The sequence below is a fragment of the Cerasibacillus sp. JNUCC 74 genome (assembly GCF_053667775.1).
Map to the genome: position 1 here is coordinate 2,524,030 of NZ_CM132207.1, position 22,640 is coordinate 2,546,669.

Annotated in this window: 24 protein-coding genes; 14 read left to right on the top strand and 10 right to left on the bottom strand. The window is 34.2% G+C overall.

Annotated elements, in window-relative coordinates; all coding sequences use genetic code 11:
• Positions 1-126: 126 nt before the first annotated feature.
• Genes JNUCC74_RS11285 through JNUCC74_RS11300 form a run of 4 tightly spaced genes read left to right on the top strand, consistent with a single transcriptional unit; the run spans position 127 to position 2,834 of the window.
• Positions 127-1,158, top strand: coding sequence for a sensor histidine kinase (locus tag JNUCC74_RS11285; protein ID WP_454065423.1), 1,032 nt, complete (start codon positions 127-129; stop codon positions 1,156-1,158).
• Positions 1,155-1,790, top strand: coding sequence for a response regulator (locus tag JNUCC74_RS11290; protein ID WP_454065424.1), 636 nt, complete (start codon positions 1,155-1,157; stop codon positions 1,788-1,790). Before JNUCC74_RS11285 ends, JNUCC74_RS11290 begins: the two co-directional genes overlap by 4 nt.
• Positions 1,791-1,842: 52 nt before the next feature.
• Positions 1,843-2,622 (top strand): sulfite exporter TauE/SafE family protein, encoded by a 780-nt coding sequence (locus tag JNUCC74_RS11295; RefSeq protein ID WP_454065425.1) that lies wholly within the window; start codon positions 1,843-1,845, stop codon positions 2,620-2,622.
• A complete protein-coding gene (locus JNUCC74_RS11300; protein WP_454065426.1) occupies positions 2,622-2,834 on the top strand; it encodes a hypothetical protein in 213 nt (70 codons plus the stop codon). The genes JNUCC74_RS11295 and JNUCC74_RS11300 overlap by 1 nt, the downstream gene beginning before the upstream one ends.
• A 124-nt stretch (positions 2,835-2,958) precedes the next feature.
• On the opposite strand, the gene JNUCC74_RS11305 is transcribed toward JNUCC74_RS11300, so the two are convergent.
• Positions 2,959-3,192, bottom strand: a complete 234-nt coding sequence (locus tag JNUCC74_RS11305; RefSeq protein ID WP_077321551.1) for a glutaredoxin family protein — start codon at positions 3,190-3,192, stop codon at positions 2,959-2,961.
• A 245-nt stretch (positions 3,193-3,437) separates the two neighbouring features.
• On the opposite strand from JNUCC74_RS11305, the gene JNUCC74_RS11310 reads away from it, so the two are divergent.
• From JNUCC74_RS11310 to JNUCC74_RS11320, 3 genes are all read left to right on the top strand, one after another.
• Positions 3,438-3,776, top strand: coding sequence for a hypothetical protein (locus JNUCC74_RS11310; RefSeq protein ID WP_454065427.1), 339 nt, complete (start codon positions 3,438-3,440; stop codon positions 3,774-3,776).
• Between the two features lie 405 nt (positions 3,777-4,181).
• Complete coding sequence (locus JNUCC74_RS11315) at positions 4,182-4,400, top strand: spore germination protein (protein WP_454065428.1); 219 nt, start codon at positions 4,182-4,184, stop codon at positions 4,398-4,400.
• Between the two features lie 587 nt (positions 4,401-4,987).
• Positions 4,988-6,175 (top strand): IS110 family transposase, encoded by a 1,188-nt coding sequence (locus tag JNUCC74_RS11320; RefSeq protein ID WP_454065429.1) that lies wholly within the window; start codon positions 4,988-4,990, stop codon positions 6,173-6,175.
• Positions 6,176-6,504: 329 nt separating this feature from the next.
• Here JNUCC74_RS11320 and JNUCC74_RS11325 read toward each other — a convergent pair whose 3' ends face one another.
• The gene (locus JNUCC74_RS11325; RefSeq protein WP_454065430.1) at positions 6,505-8,349 is read right to left on the bottom strand and encodes a pyruvate kinase; all 1,845 of its coding nucleotides are present in this window, start codon (positions 8,347-8,349) and stop codon (positions 6,505-6,507) included.
• A 208-nt stretch (positions 8,350-8,557) separates the two neighbouring features.
• Here JNUCC74_RS11325 and JNUCC74_RS11330 point away from each other — a divergent pair, with 208 nt between their 5' ends.
• Complete coding sequence (locus JNUCC74_RS11330) at positions 8,558-8,998, top strand: Dps family protein (RefSeq protein ID WP_454065431.1); 441 nt, start codon at positions 8,558-8,560, stop codon at positions 8,996-8,998.
• Between the two features lie 670 nt (positions 8,999-9,668).
• Here the strand turns inward: JNUCC74_RS11330 and JNUCC74_RS11335 are convergent.
• The 6 genes from JNUCC74_RS11335 to JNUCC74_RS11360 form a co-directional block, all read right to left on the bottom strand.
• Positions 9,669-10,613, bottom strand: a complete 945-nt coding sequence (locus JNUCC74_RS11335; protein WP_454065432.1) for an NmrA family NAD(P)-binding protein — start codon at positions 10,611-10,613, stop codon at positions 9,669-9,671.
• A gap of 84 nt (positions 10,614-10,697) precedes the next feature.
• A complete protein-coding gene (locus tag JNUCC74_RS11340) occupies positions 10,698-11,591 on the bottom strand; it encodes a LysR family transcriptional regulator (protein ID WP_454065433.1) in 894 nt (297 codons plus the stop codon).
• Between the two features lie 704 nt (positions 11,592-12,295).
• On the bottom strand, positions 12,296-13,558 hold the full coding sequence (locus JNUCC74_RS11345) for a cytochrome P450 (RefSeq protein ID WP_454067885.1): 1,263 nt from the start codon (positions 13,556-13,558) through the stop codon (positions 12,296-12,298).
• A gap of 540 nt (positions 13,559-14,098) precedes the next feature.
• A complete protein-coding gene (locus tag JNUCC74_RS11350; protein ID WP_077321233.1) occupies positions 14,099-14,368 on the bottom strand; it encodes a hypothetical protein in 270 nt (89 codons plus the stop codon).
• Complete coding sequence (locus tag JNUCC74_RS11355; protein ID WP_454065434.1) at positions 14,365-14,934, bottom strand: hypothetical protein; 570 nt, start codon at positions 14,932-14,934, stop codon at positions 14,365-14,367. The genes JNUCC74_RS11350 and JNUCC74_RS11355 overlap by 4 nt, the downstream gene beginning before the upstream one ends.
• 191 nt (positions 14,935-15,125) lie before the next feature.
• Entirely contained in the window at positions 15,126-15,524 is a 399-nt protein-coding gene (locus JNUCC74_RS11360; protein ID WP_454065435.1) for a MarR family winged helix-turn-helix transcriptional regulator, read from the bottom strand.
• Between the two features lie 371 nt (positions 15,525-15,895).
• On the opposite strand from JNUCC74_RS11360, the gene JNUCC74_RS11365 reads away from it, so the two are divergent.
• The 6 genes from JNUCC74_RS11365 to JNUCC74_RS11390 all read left to right on the top strand — a co-directional run bounded on the left by JNUCC74_RS11365 (position 15,896) and on the right by JNUCC74_RS11390 (position 20,086).
• Positions 15,896-16,339 carry a MarR family winged helix-turn-helix transcriptional regulator gene (locus JNUCC74_RS11365; protein ID WP_454065436.1) on the top strand — a complete coding sequence of 148 codons (444 nt, stop codon included), beginning with the start codon at positions 15,896-15,898 and terminating at the stop codon, positions 16,337-16,339.
• A gap of 48 nt (positions 16,340-16,387) precedes the next feature.
• Entirely contained in the window at positions 16,388-17,332 is a 945-nt protein-coding gene (locus tag JNUCC74_RS11370; protein ID WP_454065437.1) for a ring-cleaving dioxygenase, read from the top strand.
• 2 nt (positions 17,333-17,334) lie between these two features.
• Positions 17,335-18,390: an LLM class flavin-dependent oxidoreductase gene (locus JNUCC74_RS11375; RefSeq protein WP_454065438.1), complete on the top strand. Its 1,056-nt coding sequence runs from the start codon at positions 17,335-17,337 to the stop codon at positions 18,388-18,390.
• A gap of 9 nt (positions 18,391-18,399) precedes the next feature.
• Positions 18,400-18,966 carry an NADPH-dependent FMN reductase gene (locus JNUCC74_RS11380; protein WP_454065439.1) on the top strand — a complete coding sequence of 189 codons (567 nt, stop codon included), beginning with the start codon at positions 18,400-18,402 and terminating at the stop codon, positions 18,964-18,966.
• 15 nt (positions 18,967-18,981) lie between these two features.
• Complete coding sequence (locus JNUCC74_RS11385; RefSeq protein WP_454065440.1) at positions 18,982-19,602, top strand: nitroreductase family protein; 621 nt, start codon at positions 18,982-18,984, stop codon at positions 19,600-19,602.
• A 139-nt stretch (positions 19,603-19,741) separates the two neighbouring features.
• Positions 19,742-20,086 carry a DoxX family protein gene (locus JNUCC74_RS11390; RefSeq protein WP_454065441.1) on the top strand — a complete coding sequence of 115 codons (345 nt, stop codon included), beginning with the start codon at positions 19,742-19,744 and terminating at the stop codon, positions 20,084-20,086.
• Positions 20,087-20,581: 495 nt separating this feature from the next.
• Here JNUCC74_RS11390 and JNUCC74_RS11395 read toward each other — a convergent pair whose 3' ends face one another.
• Both JNUCC74_RS11395 and JNUCC74_RS11400 read right to left on the bottom strand, forming a co-directional pair.
• Positions 20,582-21,802, bottom strand: a complete 1,221-nt coding sequence (locus tag JNUCC74_RS11395; RefSeq protein WP_454065442.1) for a serine hydrolase domain-containing protein — start codon at positions 21,800-21,802, stop codon at positions 20,582-20,584.
• Between the two features lie 52 nt (positions 21,803-21,854).
• Positions 21,855-22,292, bottom strand: coding sequence for a MarR family winged helix-turn-helix transcriptional regulator (locus tag JNUCC74_RS11400; protein ID WP_454065443.1), 438 nt, complete (start codon positions 22,290-22,292; stop codon positions 21,855-21,857).
• Positions 22,293-22,640 lie beyond the last annotated feature (348 nt).

Sequence of the window (22,640 nt, forward strand, 5' to 3'; positions counted from 1 at the left end):
CTGCAAAAGTTTTTTCAGAATATCACGGATACAAAACAAATATTTACCTAGACGTAATACCTCAACACTTAAAGAAGGCATTTGCGGCATCTATAATTCGGGAAAAACAAGGGGGAGATTCAACCGATGTCATCGATCCAATATGAAAATAAATATTTACGACAAATATTTGAGAATATTCAAGATGGTATTATCATCATGGATCAAAGCCGCAAAATTTTAGCCATGAATCCAAGTGCAAAAAAACTAACGGGATGGATGGTACATGATCGTGTCCCATATTGTTCTTTTTGTGAGCAACGACACTTACGAAGTGGCGAAAATACATGTTATCTTATCGCACATGACGAAGTCCCATATTTTCTTTCGGATATGCCGACCTATCATGGCAAGAAAATAAACGTAGAAATGAGTACTGCTTTAATGTATCACGACAAACAAACAGATCAAAAAGAGTATTTACTTGTTTTACGTGATCAATCTCTCATGCAAAAGGAAAAAGAAGCTCAGTTGTCTAAACAAATGATCCAGAAACTGATCGAAGCAAAGGAAAATGAGCACAAACGTCTAGCTCAAGAACTTCACGATGGAGTAGGGCAGGCTTTATACAGCATTTCCGTCGCTTTGCAGGCAATTGAATCATTTGTAAATGATAAACGTATCCAAACATACGTAGACGATGTTCGAGAAGAGCTAAACGAAGTGATGGGTGATATTAAAGCCTATTCTTATCAGCTGCGACCGCAAAGCATTGATAGATTAGGTTTAATCGCAACGATAAATGGATTAATTACGACGTTAGAAAAAAGCAATCCATCCATTACGTTTACCTTTTCGTCTAATTTAACAGACCGCCTTCCACCTTTAATCGAAATTAATTTATATCGTGTGATTCAAGAAGCATTACACAATATGATTAAATATGCTGATGCAGATGAGGTAGTTATTGAACTTACGGAATTATTGCATAAGCTGGAGTTAACGGTTCGGGATAACGGTATCGGCTTTGATATGAAGAAAGGACCCTCAAAAGGTCTTGGATTAAAACACATGGAAGAAAGAATCCATTTGCTGGGAGGTGTATTTCACATCGTATCAGAGTTGCAACGGGGGACAATCATTCGTGCATCCATTCCAAAGGGGGAGGAGTTTCATTGATAAAAGTATTAATTGTTGATGACCATCGTTTAATTCGACGTGGTCTTAGACTGTTGCTTGAAGCTTATCCTGATATTGAGATTATCGGAGAAGCTGAAGATGGCGCGCAAGCTATATTACTAACCAACAGCAATGAAGTCGATGTCATTTTAATGGATATATCGATGCCAAATGGATTAGACGGTTTTACTGCTTCAGAAGTTATTTTAAAACAAAATGAACGGGTTCGAATTGTGCTTTTATCTATGCATGATGAAGAGGTTTATATTCAAAAAGCAATACAAATTAATGTTTGTGGATACATTTTAAAAAACAGCAGAGGTAGTGAGCTACATGAAGCCATTCATGCTGTTTATCAAGGTAAGCGATACTACAAGGTGGGTATTCCCAATGAACAACTTGATAAATTGTTTAAGCATAATAAAAAAGATTATTCCATTCTTTCTGTTAGGGAAAAAGAAATTCTTCGCCTCACCATTCTTGGCTATACAAATAAGCAAATTTCTCAGCGCTTAATCATCAGTCCAAAAACAGTGGAAAATCATAAAGCAAACATGATGCAAAAACTTCATTTGAAATGTAAATCAGAGTTAGTTCAATATGGCTTAACGAATCACTATCACACCATTTAGCCATATCATCCAGTTCATATTACCGAATAACAACAAAGGTGGGATACAACGAATGAGCTTTGGATTTATCATCCTCATTTTTTTAATTGGTTTTATCGGTTCATTTATTTCAGGAATGGTGGGAATTGGTGGTTCTATCATTAAATACCCTATGTTATTATACATCCCCGCTTTACTTGGATTTGCAGCTTTTAGTGCACATGAAGTATCGGGTATCAGTGCCGTTCAAGTCTTCTTTGCTACCATCGGTGGTGTATGGGCATATCGTAAAGGTGGATATTTAAATAAAGAGCTCATCTTATATATGGGCGTTAGTATTTTAATCGGTGGACTCATTGGCGGATACGGATCCAACCTACTTCCGGAAGCTGCCATTAACATTGTTTATGCTGTGTTGGCAACGATTGCCGTTATTATGATGTTTATGCCAAAAAGTAATGATGATCTAACAGATCTAAAAGAAATGACTTTTAATAAACCACTTGCAGCCGGCTTATCATTTATCGTAGGGATTGCAGCAGGTATTGTTGGTGCCGCAGGGGCATTTATTCTTGTCCCGATTATGATTACCGTCTTAAAGATCCCAACACGTATGACAATTGCTAGTTCCCTTGCTATTACATTTATTTCATCCATTGGTTCTACCATTGGCAAGATAGCTACAAATCAGGTATTGCTCGTTCCTGCAATCATCATGATTATTGCAAGCTTAATTGCTTCGCCACTAGGAGCAGCATTGGGAAAACGCATAAATACAAAGCTCCTCCAAGCATTACTTGCTCTTTTAATATTAGCTACTGCAATAAAAATCTGGTGGGACATTCTCGTTTAATGATTAAAATGCCTTTTGAGACTATCTTTTTGTTAGAAGCACGAATGCATAAGCTAGACGAAATTGCCTTTCAAGAAAATAGCCAGGTAGAAACGGAGATGTTTCATGCAAAAAAGCTGCCCACTACATTCTTTCAATTGGGCAGCTTTATCAATGAAATTAAAATTTTTGCACTACATCCATTGCATAATCAGAATGACAATCGCCGTTAGTAACAAGCCATAATGAACAGGACAAAAAGAAACGAGATGTTTTGTCTGTTTATCTTGGGGTAATTCCGATAAAGAGCGACTCTTACAAGATATGATATTATTCTTAAATATCTTCTTCAAGAGCTTATCCTTTTAAAGCTTGCTGCACCCTGTTTGGGTCAAAGCCAATGATCCATTTTCCATTAATTTTTGTTTGTGGGACCCCCATTTGCCCTGTTGTTTCAACTAAACGTTTGGCAGCTTGTTGATCTGTTTCAATATTAATCGTCTTATAAGGGATATTATTTTCCTTTAAATAATTTGTCATCATCGTACAAAATGGACATGTTGATGTTACATATACTTCAGCCGTAGCCATCATATTATTTCTCTCCTTTTCGTATTCATTCACCTTATTATATACCCATACAGGTATAAGAACAAGAAGATTGCTCTAACGATCTCAAACAGGTAGTCACCCCTTTAAACACGTATCTATTTGCTTTTTTAAACATTATTTTCTTTCATCAAAACATCGTTAAAATTACGGATTTAGGTAAAAAGCCCAGTCATTTTATTATTAGGTGAATATCCATATCATAAACGCGGATAGGAGGTAAAATGATGGATTATTTACAATATCAAGATGTAAATCATAACGAATTAGCGAACAATGAATCATACCATGATGATTTAGCTACGAATGAAATGTCAAATGACGAAAGGATTATTCGACCTTGGGGATTTGGTAGACCTTTTGGATTCGGTAGACCGTTTTTTGGATTTGGCAGACCTTTTTTCTGGGGGAGACCATTTTTTGGTGGTCCATTTTTAGGGGGCTTAGCCGGCGGTTTGCTAGGTGCTTCTCTCGTTAGTCCATATTATGGATATGGTCCCGGATACTACGGATACGGGCCAGGTTATTACGGAGCTCCGGGCTACTACGGACCGGGTTATTACTAATGTTTTTTAAATAAGATGAAAGTAGATACTGCATTCTTCCTTCAAAATACTGCTTCCATCTATCAAACTTTTTACGTTAATAAATGATAGGGAATCATTTATAAGCTATTCCCTACTTTCTTTATGTTTATCTAAATTAAAGTGAACCAAAGCACAAGTGTAACTAAAAAACTAAAAGTTGTGGAGATCATAGTAAGAAAAAACATTAGCTTGTGCTGTTCCACTTTTATATGATGCATGTTTCTTATTCCAATCATCTCACCGAATTTGAACACCGCCACTACGCATATAGGCTACTGTAGCACCTTACAAAATAGTTAATCTAGAAAATAATGAAAAGCACAAATAATAGGTGATTGTCATATCATAAAGTAATAAACCAAATTTAATAGAAGGTGGTAAAACATGTCTTCCGTTGTAGGGCCAGTAAAAGTAGTGCGTGTAGGACCTGGTTCACTTGTAAATGTCGGTGATATCTATAGCTTGTCACCATCCGACACTAGTAAATCAAACGCTGGTGCTGGAGCATTAAATACGGGCGATTCCATTAGTGTAAGTAGTCGCTCCAGCTCTACTAACCATTATGATCCTGATTTAAGCGATCAACCTATATTCAAAGCTTAAATATTCAAACCTATGCATCATCATTACCTACTTATACGTTAAACAAAACACTCGGTGTAAACAAAATAAATTTACTTGTTATAATGAAAATCAATTCATACAAGGAGCTCATAAGTAATTTACACCGAGATTTTTTTAAAAATATTTTTAACGACGAATTTAAATTCTAAATAAAGCTGTAAGTAATTTTCCTTTATCACCTAGGGTTAAGAATTAGATCACAGGCTTCACCTCGAGCGTTCTTAAAAAATCTCGATGTTGTCGCAGTCGTAGATTTTCTTGTCCTTGGAAAACCCCGGTGTATTGCTACCGTAGCTTTCCTTGTCCTCGTATATTATTATTAACTAGTATTTTTACTAGTTTTAAATCGTTGTACCACTCAAGGTATAATGTATTTAGTCAGATAGAGGTTGTCGTAATTGTCCTTGAAGTATTGTCTTCGTTTTCAAGACTGACACCTCTTTCTTTATAGAACTATTCGAATGAGCTGGATGACATATTCGTTGTCGTATATCGAACGAGGTTGGATATCTATAAGGATAAGAGGATTCCTCCCATCTGATAAATAATAATTAGGTGGTGCTTTTATGTTTTATATTGGTGTTGATATTGGTAAGCGGCATCATCAAGTAGGTTTAATTAATGATAAAGGTGATCCCGTTGGGAAAACTGTCCGTTTCGCAAATTCCAAGAAAGGAAGCGAAAAGTTACTTCAATTTATCAACCAATATAAGTTAATACCTGATAACACAGTTGTTGGTATGGAAGCTACCGGTCATTATTGGTTATCTGTTTTTTCATTTCTTCATAAATTAGGATTTAAAATAACCGTTTTTAATCCTTTACAATCGGATGCCTTACGTCATTTTTATATTCGAAAGACAAAAACAGATGTGAGTGATGCCTACCTGATCGCTCAAGTCATCCGTATTGATTCGCCAGAGGAAACTCCTTTCGTTGAAGAAGATTTACTAGAATTAAGACATCTTGAGCGTTTACGGTATTCCTTTGTAGATCAGTGTTCAGACTTAAAACGCAAAGTAATTTCGTTACTTGATCAAGTCTTTCCCGAGTATGAACAAATTTTCTCTGATGTATTTGGAAAATCTTCTACTGAAGTTTTACTACACTCCCCTTTACCTGAAGATTTACTTCAACTTGATACAGAAAAGTTAGCTGAGTTATTAAGTAAAGGGCGTCTCGGTGAAACAAAAGCTTTTAATAAAGCGAATCAAATTAGAGAAAGTGCGTTGAATACCTTTGGCATTTCTATGGGTACAGATGTATTTAAACTACAAATTCAACTTCTTTTAGAACAAATTTCATTAATTGAAAAACATCTAGAAAAAATGGAAAAAGTAATGATTGATATTTCAAATCGCCAAGAACATTTTCTGACAACGATCACTGGTATTAGTGATGTTACCGCGTGTGTCATTCTTGGAGAAATTGGTTCCATTCAACGCTTTGAGCGTCCTGAGCAACTTGTTGCTTTTGCAGGCCTAGACGCCTCTGTTCATCAATCTGGTGACTTTAATAGTAATAAAACTCGACTTTCTAAACGAGGTTCTCCTTACCTCAGACGAGCTATTTGGCAAGCTGCGTTTGTAGCGAGTTTCCATGATCCTGCCCTTTCCTTGCATTACCAAAGATTGCGTAAGCGTGGTAAAGCACATGGTACAGCTGTTGGTGCTGTTGCTCGGAAATTAACACATATCATTTTTGCAATACTTAGAGATAAAAAACCTTATGAACCGAGACCAAATAATAATTAATAATAAATTAATCTAAGCTTTCTTTTTTAAAAAATTAATGAAGGCTTATTTGGTATGCTTAATTTAATCGGAGTCTTTTATCATAATCTCAAAAATCACTCCATTTTTACCTTGACTTTTTATAGCTGGTCTTGAAAAAACGCGAAGTATCGCTGTCGTGGTTTTTCTTTTCCTGTCGAACGGCTTGAATCGGGAATTTAGATATCGTTAACTTCTACTTTGACTGCTTCGTTTGCTTCATAACTTTTAAAGCAAGAGTCTTATGGTCCTTACATACAGAATAAATCTCTCTAACTAAGTAATTCAAAAACCAATTAAAAATATTCGTTCTACATTCCTTGTTTGCGAACGATGTTTTGATTATATGCATGGGTTTTTACAATGAAACGTAATGTTTCATTTAAAAAATCTACCGCTTCAGCTACATAAGGTCCTTTATTTAACATAATACAATCAAATGAGCTTCCCAATACAATATCAGCCAATTCAGCACGGGAGTTTACACCTTTTTTTGCAAGTGAATCAAGCACTTGTGTAGCTAAAATAATTGGAGTGTGAGCAGCTTTACACATGGCTAGCATTTCCTGTTGAATAATAGATAGCTTTTCAAATCCTACTTCTATCGCCAAATCACCTCTTGCTAACATAACTGCAAACTTAGGAAAATGAAGCCCTTCTAATAAAATTTTAGAAAATTGGTTTATTGCTTCTTTTGTTTCTATTTTCGCTACAACAGTTAAAGAACTACTGCTGTCACTCGGGATAAGTGATCGTAACTTTTTTAAATCATCTGGTTGATGGATAAAAGAAAGTCCAACCATATCTGCGTATCGTAGGACAAACTTTAGGTCGTGAATATCCTTGTTTGTCAGTGCTGGTAAACGGATCGTTGCATCAGGAAGGTTTACTCCTTTATTTTCTTTAATTTTCTTATTTACTTTTGGAGTAAGAACATCAACAATAATAGAAGCATCATGAATTTCTGCTACAACTCCATGAATCTTGCCATCATCAATATAAATATTGTCACCATACTTAACCATTTTAAATGCATCCGGATGAGAAATATTGATTTCTGCTATTTGATGAGATGTTGCTGGAATACCTATGCTATCCTTTGATAAATTAATTTTTAATTGATCACCTCTTTTTACATAAATATCTGCTGGGCTTTTCTCTAATTTTCCTACATAGCATTCTTCGTTAGAAGGTAAATGAATAATTTTACTTCCTTCCAAGATATAACTGGTTTTATCGATAACTACCTCATATCCATAGGATTTAACTCCTACAATTGTAAACGAACGTTTTTTATTTTGGGCATCAAAAAAATGCAGTGTATCCCCAATTTGAAATGGTTGCATGTCGTTATCTATATGTATCGGAAGAATAAAATCAAAATGACGAGTCTGTTCATCTAATTGGGGCTCTGTATGTTGAAGTAGTCCTTTTTTTATATGTAAAGGCTTGCCAAACCGGTCTTTTTTAATTTTTATTTTAAACGGATACGTCATTTTTTGAATGGGACCAACTCTTATTTTAGGTCCAGCTAAATCCATATAGATCTTACATTTTGGTAAATTAAACCCGCTTAATTCCAGTTCCTTCTCCATTTGTCGAATCGCTTTAATCAATTCCTTCCAATCATGCCAATCTCCGTAAGCGCAATTAATTCTGGCAATTGTCATTCCATTTAATAAAAAATCCTTGATTGTTGGCGGATGGACAAGTAAAGAACTATCGAGTGTCACCATGATCTCCGGCGTTAAGTTCTTATTTGTATTTAAAACAAATTGCTTTCTTTGCACTGCCTGTTTATATTGATCGACGGAGGGTACGGATAGTCTTAAAGATCCGTTATTTAAATTTTGACACGTATTATATAAGCCTTTAATTATATAATCGATATAGGTCAATTGCAGACCTTTCGCTTGTAAAAAATTCACCATCGAATGATTCACACTGTTTCTCAGCTCGATAAAAGCGATTAAGTTTTCGGCACTAAACTGTTGATGCGGAGTTGGGTAAATTTTAGAAAAGGAGTTCTGCTTTTCAATAATTTCTTGATATAATTTTATTATTTGTCTAGAGTAAAGCGATCTCTTCCCCTCCTCTTTTTTGCATTTTAAAAGTCTATCTATAAAGGCAATCAGTCGGTCTTTATATTTATACATAATATGCTTTTTACTGTATATTATGCAACTGGCTATTTTATTAAAAAGCTTCTCGTTAAGAGTCGCTTATTTCATCTGACAAACCCAATAGAAGCTAAGTCTGATAGATGATTAGTTGTATTTATTATAATTATTATTATTTGATAATATTATAATTTAAGTGTATAATATAGATTGAAATAAAATAAATTACAAGGAGTGGGAATAGATGAATCAACAATTAATCGATGCACTTAACAAACAACTTGCCAATTGGAATGTACTTTATACAAAGCTTCATCATTATCACTGGTATGTAAAAGGGCCGGAATTTTTTACACTGCATGAAAAGTTTGAAGAATATTATAACGAAGCAGCAGATTACATTGATGAAATCGCTGAACGAATTTTAACCATTCAAGGAAAACCGCTTGCTACTTTAAAGGAATATATGAAAGTAGCTACTATTGAAGAAGCGATCGGAAAAGAATCCGCCAATGAGATGGTGGATCAAATAGCTAAAGATTTTCAAAAAATTGTTGATGACTCCAAAGAGATTATTGAAGCAGCAGAGGATTTACTAGATCAGCCTACAAGTGATCTATTTATCGGCATAAAAACTTCATTGGAACAACATATATGGATGCTAAATGCATTCAATGCAAAATAAGGTTACTTCCCATCCATGGGGACGACCGTCCCCATGGATGGAGCTGATTGAATAAAAGATGAAAACATTTGTGGCACTTCCATGATTAACTTTAAAAGTATGTTAGCAGTTTTTATAGATTATCCTTTTCAAATATAAATACAAGAAAAACCGCTTGCTTGCCATTTTAAAAGAATATATAGAATTAGCTACTATGGAAGAAGCGCGCGGAAAAGATCAGCCAATGTAATAGCGGATCACTTAGCTAAAGATTTCCAGAAACGGTTGATGGCTACAAGGATTTGTTTAAAACAGCAGAGGATTTATTAGATCAACCTAACTAACAATTTATTTATTAGAATAGAGGAAAAATTGTATCAGAAGGGCTTTTTCTTCATCCCCTCAGATAGAAATAGAGCAAAGACTAAAAACTCGAACGTCCTTCAAAAAGAAGACCTCTTTTTCAAGGATGATTAAGAGATCTTCCTTATTTTGGAAAATAGGAGCCTTTCTGAGTGCGAAGTATTGCTGTCGTGGCTTTTTCTTGTCCTGTTACCCCAAACGAATCGGGTAGTTAGGTGTCGCTATATCCCGGCTAGACTCCCCTTATAACAACTGTTGATATTTAAAACAAGTAGCTAGAAACTGATTTACCCCAGATCTAAGTTACGTAAGCTTACCACTTAGGAAGTTATAGAGTATCTTTTGAATGACGACTACCTATTTGAAATTGATTAGCATGTTCAAACATATATTTTACTGTAAGAGGGTCTTGACCTGTAAGTTTCTTAAAGTCATCCGTAAATACATCCATTTTTCCCAAACGAATAGCTTGAGCAAAAGTGACCATGCCATCTGATGAAAATGGCGCCTCGGAGTCTTCTTTAAATTCACCATCAGTTGTTCTAGGAACTCCCATTGCATCAAAGATAGCATAATTTTCTTCATCCGTAATTTCTTCATAGGTTACATGGTTGCCCGTAACTCTATTTCCAATTGCTATAAACTCAGAAATGGTCATCCGTTCCGGTCCATTAATATTTAAAATAGCTTCTTGATACTCGTTAGATGCTATCGAAAATGCAACAGCTTTAGCACAATCTTTACGTGAAATATATGCCATTTTTCCATCACCTTGGCTATTTTTTAGTATCCCATCACCCTTAACATAAGTGAAATAATTTGTAATCATTGCTTCGGCATATTGAGAATTACGAAGAAAAATATAATCTAAACCGATACGTTTAATGTATTCTTCCGTATAAATATGATCAATTTTTTCAATACTCGGATTTGATTCATCCGCTGCATTAACTAATGATGTATAAATGATTTGTTTTACGCCAGCTTTCTTAGCAGCGTCTATAACGTTTTTATGTGCGCGTTGACGTTTCAATCCAACAAAAGGCATAGATATTAAAGCAAGTTTATCCGCACCAGTAAAAGCATCTACTAGACCATCCATTTTATTAAAATTGGTCACATGTGTTTCAATACCTTGTTTTTCATACTTTTTTAAAGCTGTAGGATTATAACTACAAAAAATAATTTTATCTTTATCAACCAATTCTAATAAATAGTCAGCTGCTTGCTTACCTAAATTTCCATCAATACCAGTCAATAATAATTTCCCCATAATTTCTAGCACTCCTTTTGAAAGTATCTATAACTAAACATTAAGTGAAACACTGAACAAATTCAAATACAAAAAACTTATAACCTATTGGGGAAACGAATCTTGTATTTGACGAAGAAATCGTTGTAATGACGGATTCGGATTATCTTTTAAATAGCCTATTTCTATGTTAAATGTATGATGTGAATCTTTTAATGGGATTAATCGAACCTCATCTTTTGGATATGCAAGGCTATAATTGTCTGGTAAAAATCCAATCAAATTCTCGGTTACTATATAAAATAACTCTGTTTCGACATCATCCACCATTTGCAGTATATTTGGCTCATAACCATCCTTTATCGCATTTTGAATCATTAAATAATAAGAGGTTCCAATCGCAGTTGAATTCAGCATGATAAGTGGATATTTATATAGTTCTTCTTTTGAAATAGTCCTATTATGAAAAAGGGAGTGTTGACTACCCACAACCGCACAATATCTTCCTCTATATAATGTATGTGTTAAAATATCCTCTTTTTCTTTAAATTCTGAATCAACAGCAATTGCAGCATCATATATCCCTTTTCTTAGAAATTCTGATATATCCTTTAACAATACTTTATTTAATTTTAGGTTAATCGTTGGATTCAGCTCTTTAAACGAAGTAATAAAACGTAATAAAACTTGAATATCCGTCAAGGCCGAATATTCTATAGACAATAGTTGAGTATGACATTGCTGATAATTCTTCATCTGAGCTTGCATATGATTATATTGCTTCCAGAGCACAATCGCCTCTTCAAAAAAAATCGAGCCAGCTTGTGTTGGTTCAATAGGAATTTGTTTTCTGTCAATCAATTGCATGTCAAACTCTTTTTCAAGTGAAGCAACTTGTTGGCTAATGGTAGTCTGAGATACATAATTCTTCTTTGCTGTTTCGGTAAAACTCCTACATTCAACTAAATCAATAAAATATTTAATTTTTTCAATATTCATCTTACAAACCTCATTTAATATGTTTTGTAATAATATAACCTGATGTGGGACTAATTTTTCGTATCTTTTTTACGAAACTAGATTTTGCAGTTTATTTACTGCCACTGCATGTTAGGAAAAATGTTTACTAATAATACGGTTGATTCTTATGTATAAAAATCAGATGATACTAATGAATTGTGTCGCCTCAGGTTATATTTTACCACTTTCCCATGAAAAAACCGTTTTGTAAAAGTTTACTTAGGTATCCTACTATGATTTTATACGGTTCTGATAGAAGCTATTTTTATTAATAACGCCATTAAAATCTTAGAACAATTTTCATCCTTAAGCCTACTCCTCTTAGGTCATTGTTTAAAAAGATCTATCCTGGACAAACTAAAAAATACCCATCCCCCATCTTATGTATAGCCCCTCACCAAAGAGGGGCTTATGATATTTAATACATAATTTCTGACAAAGTAAATTTATTTAGATTAATAAGGTGGTTCCATGTCTGAATTTGTTTGTACGTGCCACCATTTTAACAGCCAGTTCACTGACCGAATCAACGGATGTATGGTTGCACTTGATTTTTTAACAGGAGAATCTGTTAACTTTATCTTCTTCCCTACAAATATTTTAATTGGATTCTTCATTTGGTTGATCTTAGCTACCATTGTTCCGTAACGTTTTGAATCCCACTTACATCATAACAAAGGTGATTATATTTTTCTCTTCACACTTTTAAGAATTACTTTACTCTGAGGGATACTAGGCATTCTTACCAAACTATAGCTTAAGTCCTGATTAGGCACATCATAATTCATTCGTTTAGCCAGATAATCCAGGCTCACTTTCATTACTTCGATAGTCACCCATTCTCCAGCACAACGGTGTCCCATAAAATACCCGCCACCACCCTGTGGAATAAAATCAAATGGGTTGGTCTCTCTTTTGGCAAAACGATTGGGCTGAAACATTTCCGGATTTTCCCATATTTCAGCATCGTGATTAGTACCATAAAGGTCAAGCAAAGTTAATGTATCTTTTTCAAATTTATAGCCATTCCATGTAAAATCACTTTTTACCCGTGCTGCAACAAATGGGAAAAACGGATAAAATCTACGTACTTCCTGCACAAACATGTCAGGGTAGTTTTCCTCATTCTCAGAGATCAGTTTCTTTCTTTCCTCTGGATAATGATGTATTGCCAATGCTAGAAAGTTAATGTATATTGCAATGGCAACAATTGGTCGCAAAATATTAAGCACTTCAACAGCAGCAATATTGGCATCAAGAAGATTTCCTGCTATATCACGGTGCCAAGAAAATGTATGTAACGCAGTCTGTTCCGGAATCTTTACATTTCCATTACGAACCTTATTTATAAGTTCAGCTGCCCACTTTTCTACGCGATTCCGTGAATTCCTTCCTCGCCAATGGTTTGGTCCAATGGCAGCTGGCGACTCAAACATTGCCCCTAAATCTTGTGCTAATTCTTTTACTTCATTTTCCTGAACAGGTACACCAGCCCATTCACAAGCAATCGTACACAACATTTCCCTTACTTCATTATAAAGAATCACCTCATCCATCTGCTCCCATTTACCCATAGCTATTTCCCATTGTCTTTTAGCAATATCAATGAGATTATCAAGTCTTGAAGAAGACATGATGGACATAAACATTTCCTTACGGTGTTTGTGATCATTTCCATCTAACATTTGTACACCATTTTTGCCGAACAATGTTTGTACTGCTCGATTTGGAGCCGCACCTTTTCTCTTAAACTTCTCCGCATCATAGAAAATTTTTGCAGCTTCTTTTCCTCCCATGCAGATTGCTTTCTTTCCAAGTAACCTGGTTGCAAAGATATCAGAATTAAAACTTTTACGTCTGTTTAAAATATACATATATCCTTCTCTAATCAAGCTTAAAGTATTATCTAACCCTTCTTCCAGAGGTATTTCTCTAATATTTTCCATCAGATCATCTCCGCTTTCTATTAATAACAGTCTTATTGTTTGTGAATAATTTATTTTTATGCTGCAAACCGATACGGATTTTAGCATAAAAACCCTTCTTTTTTTAAAGCATTCGATTGGTTTAATATAAAAAAACACCCATCAATTCTTCTTAGCAAAGATTATGGATGTACATTATTGCATTATGAAATAATAAATAGTTCGTTCATAAAATCTATCAGCAGGATTTGCTCTAAAAAAGGAAAATAAAATTAACTGATATACGGAACCAGTTCGAAAAAACTGTATAACTTTTCATTTGTTACCACCCCCATATGTCGCGATCATTTAAAATCCCGATCGTAGAGGGAGTGAATGCCTGACTATTTAACAATATCACAAATTAGCTTTTGTCTATTTCTCCCGAAAAGCGATGCTAAAATCTGATTCCTTCCTCTCTTACATATTATATTAAAGATAAAACAATGGATCGAAGAAAAAGAATACATCATAATTTCTTATGGTTATCGTTTCATGGATAAATGCAGGTAATTTTAATTATTATTGAAAAGGTATACATAAAAATTCAATTGCACGCTTCACATATTTTGCAATAGTAAACAAAACAAATGCAACAACTAGCATTACTGGGATACTTAGAAACCGAGGAATTGGCGTATTTGGCATAAATGTCATTTCAATTTGATCTACACCCATTGTACGCAAAATACTACCACCTAAACCAAAAATTGCAGTTCCTATTAAGCTTACATATAACACAACCAACACAAATAAACCAAGTGCAGCAAAAAAACGATAGACCCAAATCATTGTAACGTTTCCTTTACGATCTGCTTTACGGTTGCAGTATGTGCAATTGTGTATTGATGTTGATAAAATAAAGTCTCAATTTCACAATGTTCTCCAATACATACATCATTCCCTCGTACTATATTGGCTTTCGTATGTATTAAGACTACAGTTTTTCCTGTGATCTCCTCACATATCAGGCGTTTTTTTAACGCAAAGCCTTTGCTTACTTCAATTGTAACAGAATTGATACGACCGATACGGCAAATACCTTTCATGATTATTTGACCGTATCTTACTTTCAGACATTGTGCTTGTATGATGCCATGAACCCTCATATTCTTTACTGTTAGATGTGTTGCATTTATTGATCCAGTAACAGCCAAGCTATCTATTTCTGCTCGATCGACACGCAAATGCCCATCACTTTTTAACGTCTTAAACAGGGCTGTGTTATCCATCATACAGCTACCTGTAATCTCGGCTGAATCTGCTTCAACCGTTGCATAAAAATGATGATGTCCTTGTGCAATTATTCTATCTGTTCTAATGGGTTCCCTTTGCTTACTTGACCCCACTAAACTCAATTTTTTTGTCATCCTGTTATTTCAACTCCAATACATTTTAATAATTAAAATATATAGTAATTGAATTAATTTGTCAAATAAAAAACCAAACTAGCATCTGTTACTAGCTTGGTTTCCCTAAACGTAAAACTTTGTATCAAATTCCATCCTAATTTTTGTACTATATAAAAAAGAGCTTTATACTAAAAGCTCTACAATAAAATTCTGCTCATTAATTCATTCACTTGTTGTAAAACCTTTGTCATTTCAATTACATGTTTTTGTTCAAACTTATCAAAAACTTGCAGTACTTGTGCTTCACCTTCTGATGTTAACTTCATTGTAACAACTCGGCGATCTTCACTATCACGTAATCGTTCCACAAGCCGTGCCTTTTCCAGTTTATCGCACATGGCCGTTACCGCACCAGGTGTCACACCGGCAAACTCTGCAATCTCTGTCGCCTTCATTCCGCCACTAATTTTTAATTGCACCAGCAAAACGATTTGACTTGGCGACAACTTTTCTCCTTTAGCAAGCATGTCCATAAACTGCCTCGATTTATATTGAATCTCTACAATTTCTTTCATCATTGTTTCCACATGTACCATTTAATCACTGCCTATTAAATATTTTAATAATTAAATTATATAACAAATAAAGGTTAAAAACAATTGAATAAAAAACTTCTAGCTTTACTTATATTATTTATTAAATAAGCAATCATATTTAATAAATGTGTAGAATGGTAAAACTTAACCATTACGTTTGTTAAATTCACATCAATATATTCCATTCTTCATTATGATGGCATCGTATTATGGGTACTACTTCACAGTTTTTTAAAAAATTTAACTAAAACTTTAAAAAGCTCTATCTATGTATAATCACTGTTCTCACGCCTATTAGCTTTTATACTTGCAATTTTATCACTTGAGTAGTAAACTGATATAGACTCAAGTAAAAGAAAGGGTTGGACTAGATGAAAAAAAATACGCTTGGTTCGCTTATTTGGTTACGAATTACACGCTTTACACATCAAAGTAACAAGCTATCAAATGAATTTTTAAAGCAATATGATTTAACAGCTGCACAATTTGATGTGCTAATTCAAATATCCACATATGAGCCATTAACCCAAAGTGAACTTGCAGAAAAAGTTACGGTAACCCAAGGCGGTATTTCACGGATGCTTGCACGTCTTGAAAAAGATAAACTAATCCAACGCAAACAGGAATGGAAAACAAAAACTATTTCTTTAACTACTAAAGGACGAAAAAAATTAGATCAAGCATTTAAAGCTCAGCTTGCATTTCAATCGTCATTTTTTGAAGATTGTTTAACAAAGAAAGAGCAAAAAACGTTGTTATCACTTATGTCTCGTGTGCAAAAAAACAGTGAAAAAAAGCTGTCAAAAAACAGATAATTTTTTTATTCTTTCACTTGATTAGTCAAATGAATGGAGGAGAAAAAAATGTATATTATCCCAGGACATCATCATATTTCGATGATTACAAAAAATGCAAAGAAAAATCATTTCTTTTATCACCACGTTTTAGGGTTACGCAGGGTTAAATTAACTGTCAATCAAGATGATCCATCTATGTACCATTTATTTTATGGAGACCGTACTGGTAGCCCTGGGACGGAATTATCATTTTTTGAAATGCCCTTTGTCGGAAGTACGTATCGCGGAACAAATGCAATTACACAAATCGGGTTACTAGTTCCATCTGAAAAAAGTTTAATATATTGGAAAAAACGTTTTGAACAATATGGAATTAAACATAGTGAAATAACAACATACGCTAATCATTCAGCCTTACATTTTGAGGATGAAGAAGGTTTACGAATGGTACTTCTCGTTTCAAATGGAAAAAAAATAGCGCATTGGGAAGCATGGGAAAACTCAACTGTTCCAATTAAACATCAGATTCAAGGGATGGGTTCTGTTGAAATAACAGTGCGTCGTTTAGATAAACTGGCACGTACTTTAACAGAAGTATTTGGCTACACAGAAGTCTTACGATCAGACAAAGAAGCAATCTTTCAATCAGTAAAAGGCGAACTTTTTGGTGAAATTGTGGTCAAATCATTAGACGGTCCTACTGAAAAACCAGGTCGAGGAAGTATTCACCATTTAGCCATTCGGGTCAATGATGAGAGAGAACTAGCTTACTGGGACAAAAAAATTCGTAACCGAGGGTTTCATTCATCTGGAATTATTGACCGTTACTATTTCAAAAGTTTGTATTTTAGAGAATCGAACGGAATCTTATTTGAAATTGCAACAGACGGACCTGGATTTACGATTGATAGAGATATAGAAGCGCTTGGTCAACACCTGGATTTACCGCCACTTTTAGAAAGCCGCCGTGTCGAAATTGAAGCAAAATTACACCCATTGGAGGAAGCATAGAAATGGAAAAATATCGTATAGATCAATCAAAAGGAATGGAATTCGGTCTATATTCATTAGGTGATCATATTATCAATCCACTTACAGGTAACCGGATTTCAGCACAGCAGCGAATTCATGAACTAATAGAAGCAAGTAAATTGGCAGAACAGGCAGGTATTGATGTATTTGGTGTTGGTGAAAGCCACCAAACTTATTTTACATCTCAAGGACACACTGTAATTTTAGGAGCAATCGCACAAGCAACCGAAAAAATAAAGATTACCAGTTCAGCAACTGTCCTAAGCGTTTTAGATCCTGTACGTGTGTTTGAAGACTTTGCAACAATTGACTTAATTTCAAATGGGCGCGCTGAAATTGTCGCTGGCCGCGGCTCACGTGTTGGAGCTTATCATTTACTTGGCGTTGATTTACAAGACTATGAAGAAATTTTTGAGGAGAAGCTAGACCTTCTAAAACAAATTAATGAGCAAGAACGTGTAACATGGCAAGGCGAATTTCGTGCTCCGCTCCAAAATGCGGAAATTTTGCCACAACCAAAAAATGGCTCACTTCCCATTTGGCGGGCTGTTGGAGGACCGCCAGCAAGTGCAATAAAAGCAGGAGTTATGGGAATTCCTATGATGCTTACCACGTTAGGAGGACCGGCAATGAATTTTAAACTCTCTGTTGATGCTTACCGTGAGTCAGCACAGAATAAAGGATTTGATCCGGACACATTGCCAATTGCAACAACAAGTTTATTTTATGTAGCCAATACAACAAAGAAAGCATTACAGGAAATGTACCCCCATATTAATGTGGGTTTTCAAGCAGTTCGTGGAGCAGGATATCCAAAACAACAATTTGCACAGGCAACAGATTACCGAGATGCACTTATGGTTGGTAGCAAAGAACTAATTATTGAAAAACTTTTATACCAATATGAATTATATGGTATGCAACGTTTTATGGCACAAATCGATTTTGGTGGGGTACCATTCGGTAAAATTATGAAGAACATTGAGATGATTGGGAATGATATTATTCCGGCAATCAAAAAATATACAAAAAAATGAGGGAGTACAATGAAAGTTGTAGCAATATCTGGATCAACAATAGGTTCTAAAACAAAAACAGCTATGTTGAAAGTGATAGCGATATTTAAACAAAAATATCCACAACATGAAGTAAACTTGCTAGATTTAGCTGAATATAAAATAGAGTTCAGCGATGGACGGAATTATTTTGATTACGAGGGGGACACCAAGTATGTAACTGAAACCATTATGGCAGCTGATGCCCTCATTATTGGTACACCTGTATTTCAAGCATCCATTCCAGCTACACTTAAAAATATTTTTGATTTGCTGCCAGTTCATGCATTCCGAGATAAGGTTGCAAGTATAGTTGTCACTGCTGGAACCTCTAAGCATTATTTAATGGTTGAGCAACAATTAAAACCCATTTTAGCCTATATGAAAGCACATATTGTTCCCACTTACGTTTTTATAGAAGAAAAAGATTTTTTGCGTAAAGAAATTATCAATGATGATATTATCTTCCGCATAGAACGTCTTGTAGAGGATATCGTGTTATCAGTTGAAGCTTTTGAAGCAATTCATGCCATAAAAGACGCTAAATATGATTTTTAGTAAAGGAGTAAAAAAATGGATTTTCAAAAATTAATAGAATTTCGTCATTCTGCAAATAACTTTTTACCAAATATAACAATTACTGAAGAAGATTTAATACCCATTTTTAATGATGTTAAGCTGGCACCTTCTGCTTACAACTTACAACATACGGAATATGTTGTTATTACAAATCCTGAATTAAAAGAACAAATAAAGGAAGCAGCCTATGGGCAATATAAAGTTCATACTGCATCAGCAGTTATTATTGTAACAGCTGATCGTTATGCTTATAAACAAACGGAAAGATTACATCAAGGAATGGTTGCTCTTGGCATGTTGACTGAATTTGAGTTGAATAAGATGATTGAAGAAAACCATTCTTTTTATGAAGGAAGAGGCGAACCATTTATGAAAGAAGAAGCAATTCGCAATGCTTCACTTTCATCTATGTTTTTCATGCTCGCAGCTAAAAATCGCGGCTGGGATACATGCCCCATGATTGGCTTTGATGCTGAGAAAGTTCGTCAGCTTTTGGAAATTCCGCACACACATGAAATTGTATTAATGATGACAATTGGAAAAGAAAAGGAAAGCTCCAGAAGATTGCGCGGATACCGTAAACCAGTAAATGAATTTGTGAAATTTTTAAATTAATTTTTGCTTAAATATGAAGATCTAACCTGCCACTATATTAAAGTACACCGAAAAAACATGGGTAAATATAAAAAATTTTTAAACTGTCAACCTATAAAAATATTAATTGAACTATAATTATTAGAAGGGACTAATATGAATGATTATTTTATCAATAGTTTTACAAATAATACTGGGATTAGGATTTTTAATGTTTGGGATTCAAAAATTAATCTCAGAAAATATGAAGAAAGGATTTAATTATTTTGGGTATAGTAATAGCTTCCGTATATTTACTGGAATTTTTGAAATAGCGTCAGCCATTACTATTAGTATTGGAATCTGGATCAAGCCATTAGCGATAATAGGGAGTTTGATGATTATCGTTACAATGATAGGCGCAATATTTACACATATTAAAATGAAAGATCCCTTTAACAAAATGTCAATACCACTCGTTTTATTAGTACTTGGATCAATGGTAACCATAATAAATTTACTATAAAACCAAATGGATGAAATAAGTTTTATGCAACTGTTTATGAAGCTTTAAGTCAGGTTTTACAAATGATCAAAAATGATAAATTATACAAAACACCGCTATCCCATCGTGTACGGAAAGTGGTGTTTTGTTTATAAAATTTTATCCCAATACTGAATGTGGTAGTTTCTTTTATGCCGCTAAGATGTTATAACCAAAAATATGTCCCCTTCCCTTTTAGACTTTGAAATAAACTCTGTTCAGAAATATTCATATCTTGATTATTGAGCTGTAAGAACAAAAGTTAGAAGTGCCCAGGTAGCGGCGTACAGACCAGAGAACTTCTACAAAATAAAGAGAAACCTATTCAAGGGTTGTTTTTCTCCTTGAAAAACCGGGATGTTTCGCTGTCGTCGTTCTTGCGTTGATGCTTTTCAAGAGGTCCTCTTTCTCCTTTAAAAGGAAAGCACTTTTCTACGTATCTTAAACATATTTCTTTAGCATTTGACTACGTAGTTCCTACTGTTTATTAAATGGTACTTCGATACCTTCATCAATAAAAATTCCGTTTGCCATATTAATATAACTCATTGTATTTCGTATCCAATAGAGATTAGGCTTCACTTTAAATAAGTGAGTATTGTGTTGATCATCAAAAGATATAATATGGAAGTTTATATCTCGTTTAATCGTAAAACGCGTTTGGTATTCATCAGAAAGTTGATAAATTCCCTCTATATGATCACTATTGTTTGCTAACGTAATACGGGGATGTTTTGGAGCATTAGGTTCTTTACTGTCTTGAGATTGCTTTAAGAACGCTAATATTTGTTGCTCATAAAAAGGGCTTATTTCTTCATTCGTTAAGAGAATAGTCATTGTTTCATTTGTTAAAGAACATAAACAATGTGAAGAATAACCAGGCCATCCACCCGAATGGCCAAACGAATTCTCTTGAATTATAAAGCCATAGCCATATTTGTTATTTAAAGGAGTAGGAGTTAATGCGTGTTTTACAAGTTCAAGCGATACCAATCTACCTTGTATAAACCCTTTTAAAAATTTGGCAATCTCCTTCGCTGTAGAATAAATACCACCATCACCATAAAAGTTATATTCTTTATCAATATCTTTAAAAATAGGATCTTCTGATAAAGGAATGTATTTTTTATGGATATAATCAAATAGTTTACCGATAGCGAGTTGTTCAGGCCTTGGTTTTGTTGTAGTATATGGGAGTTGCAAAGGATTGGCAATCATTTTTTGCAAACAATCCTCATAAGAGTGTTCACTTGTTTGTTCAATAATTTTAGCTAGCAAGACATAGTTTGTATTAGTATAAAGCCAACCACACCCTGGCGGAAAATAAGGTTCTTTATTATATAAGACCCCTTCAATATCTTCTTGAAACGATAAGTTATCTATATACTCTGGAATACCAGATGTATGGGTTAGTAAATGTTCAATGGTCACATTTTGAAAGTTTTTAGTACGAAACCATTTTGTCAGCTTATCTCCAAAACTAATTAAATTTTTTTCTATTAACTGTAGTATCATTACAGAAGTGTACATTTTACTCAAAGAAGCGATGTTAAATAATGTATTTTCTGTAATAGGTACTGAATCATTCATATCTGCAAAGCCTAATGTTAAATGTAAGCTCTCGTTGTTACCCTTCTCTATATAGACAGCACCATTGAATTGTATTTTTTCAAGCGTAGTATGAATGGTTTGAAACATATTTAAGCCCCCTTATTAAATTAGATATCTAACATATTTCATGTAAAAGGATTCACAGGAACTCTTTTAAAGCAATCTTTTTTAGTTTCTTTGTAATTCGTTCCAGTTCATTAAGTTCTGAGAAAGTCAATTTAGAAAATAAACGGTCAGCGACAGCTCGCTCAACATGCTCTTGTTTCTTAAAATACTCCCACCCTTTAGAACCTAATGTGATAAAAATTTCACGACGATTTTCAGGGTTAATCGAACGATGAATGAACTGTTTTTTCTCCATCTTAGCAATAAGCTGACTGACAGCACTAGAACTAATGTTCATTTCTAAAGCAATCTCACCTACATTAATTTTTTTAGCATAATAAACAATATCTAACAGAACAGCTTGTTGCGTAGTAATATTACTAGCTACATATTTTTTATAGTGTTTGTAAATGAGACGATTAATGGCATAATCAGCTTCATTAATTTGTTTCACTTGTTCATAAAGTCCCAACCGGATCACCCTCTGATACATTAGATACCTAACATGTTAGAGGATGATCTAAAAAAAGTCAATATTCTTTGATAATAAATGATAATCACCATAGGTTGTTCCACCATGACGATAGTTCTTTCCTTATCAATACTTCATTTAAAATTAAAGTAAAGATAGATGCTTATTTTGCTTGAACATAATGTTTGATTCAAATAGATACTACAAACCTTCGATAAACGACAAAATGAAAGATCACATTTCGAAAAATAATTGATCACACACGCTATTACTTATATTCAATTGAACTATTTTTTATAAATAAGGTTGATTTTTTCAGTTACCCTTATTCAATTAAAGTACCTGATT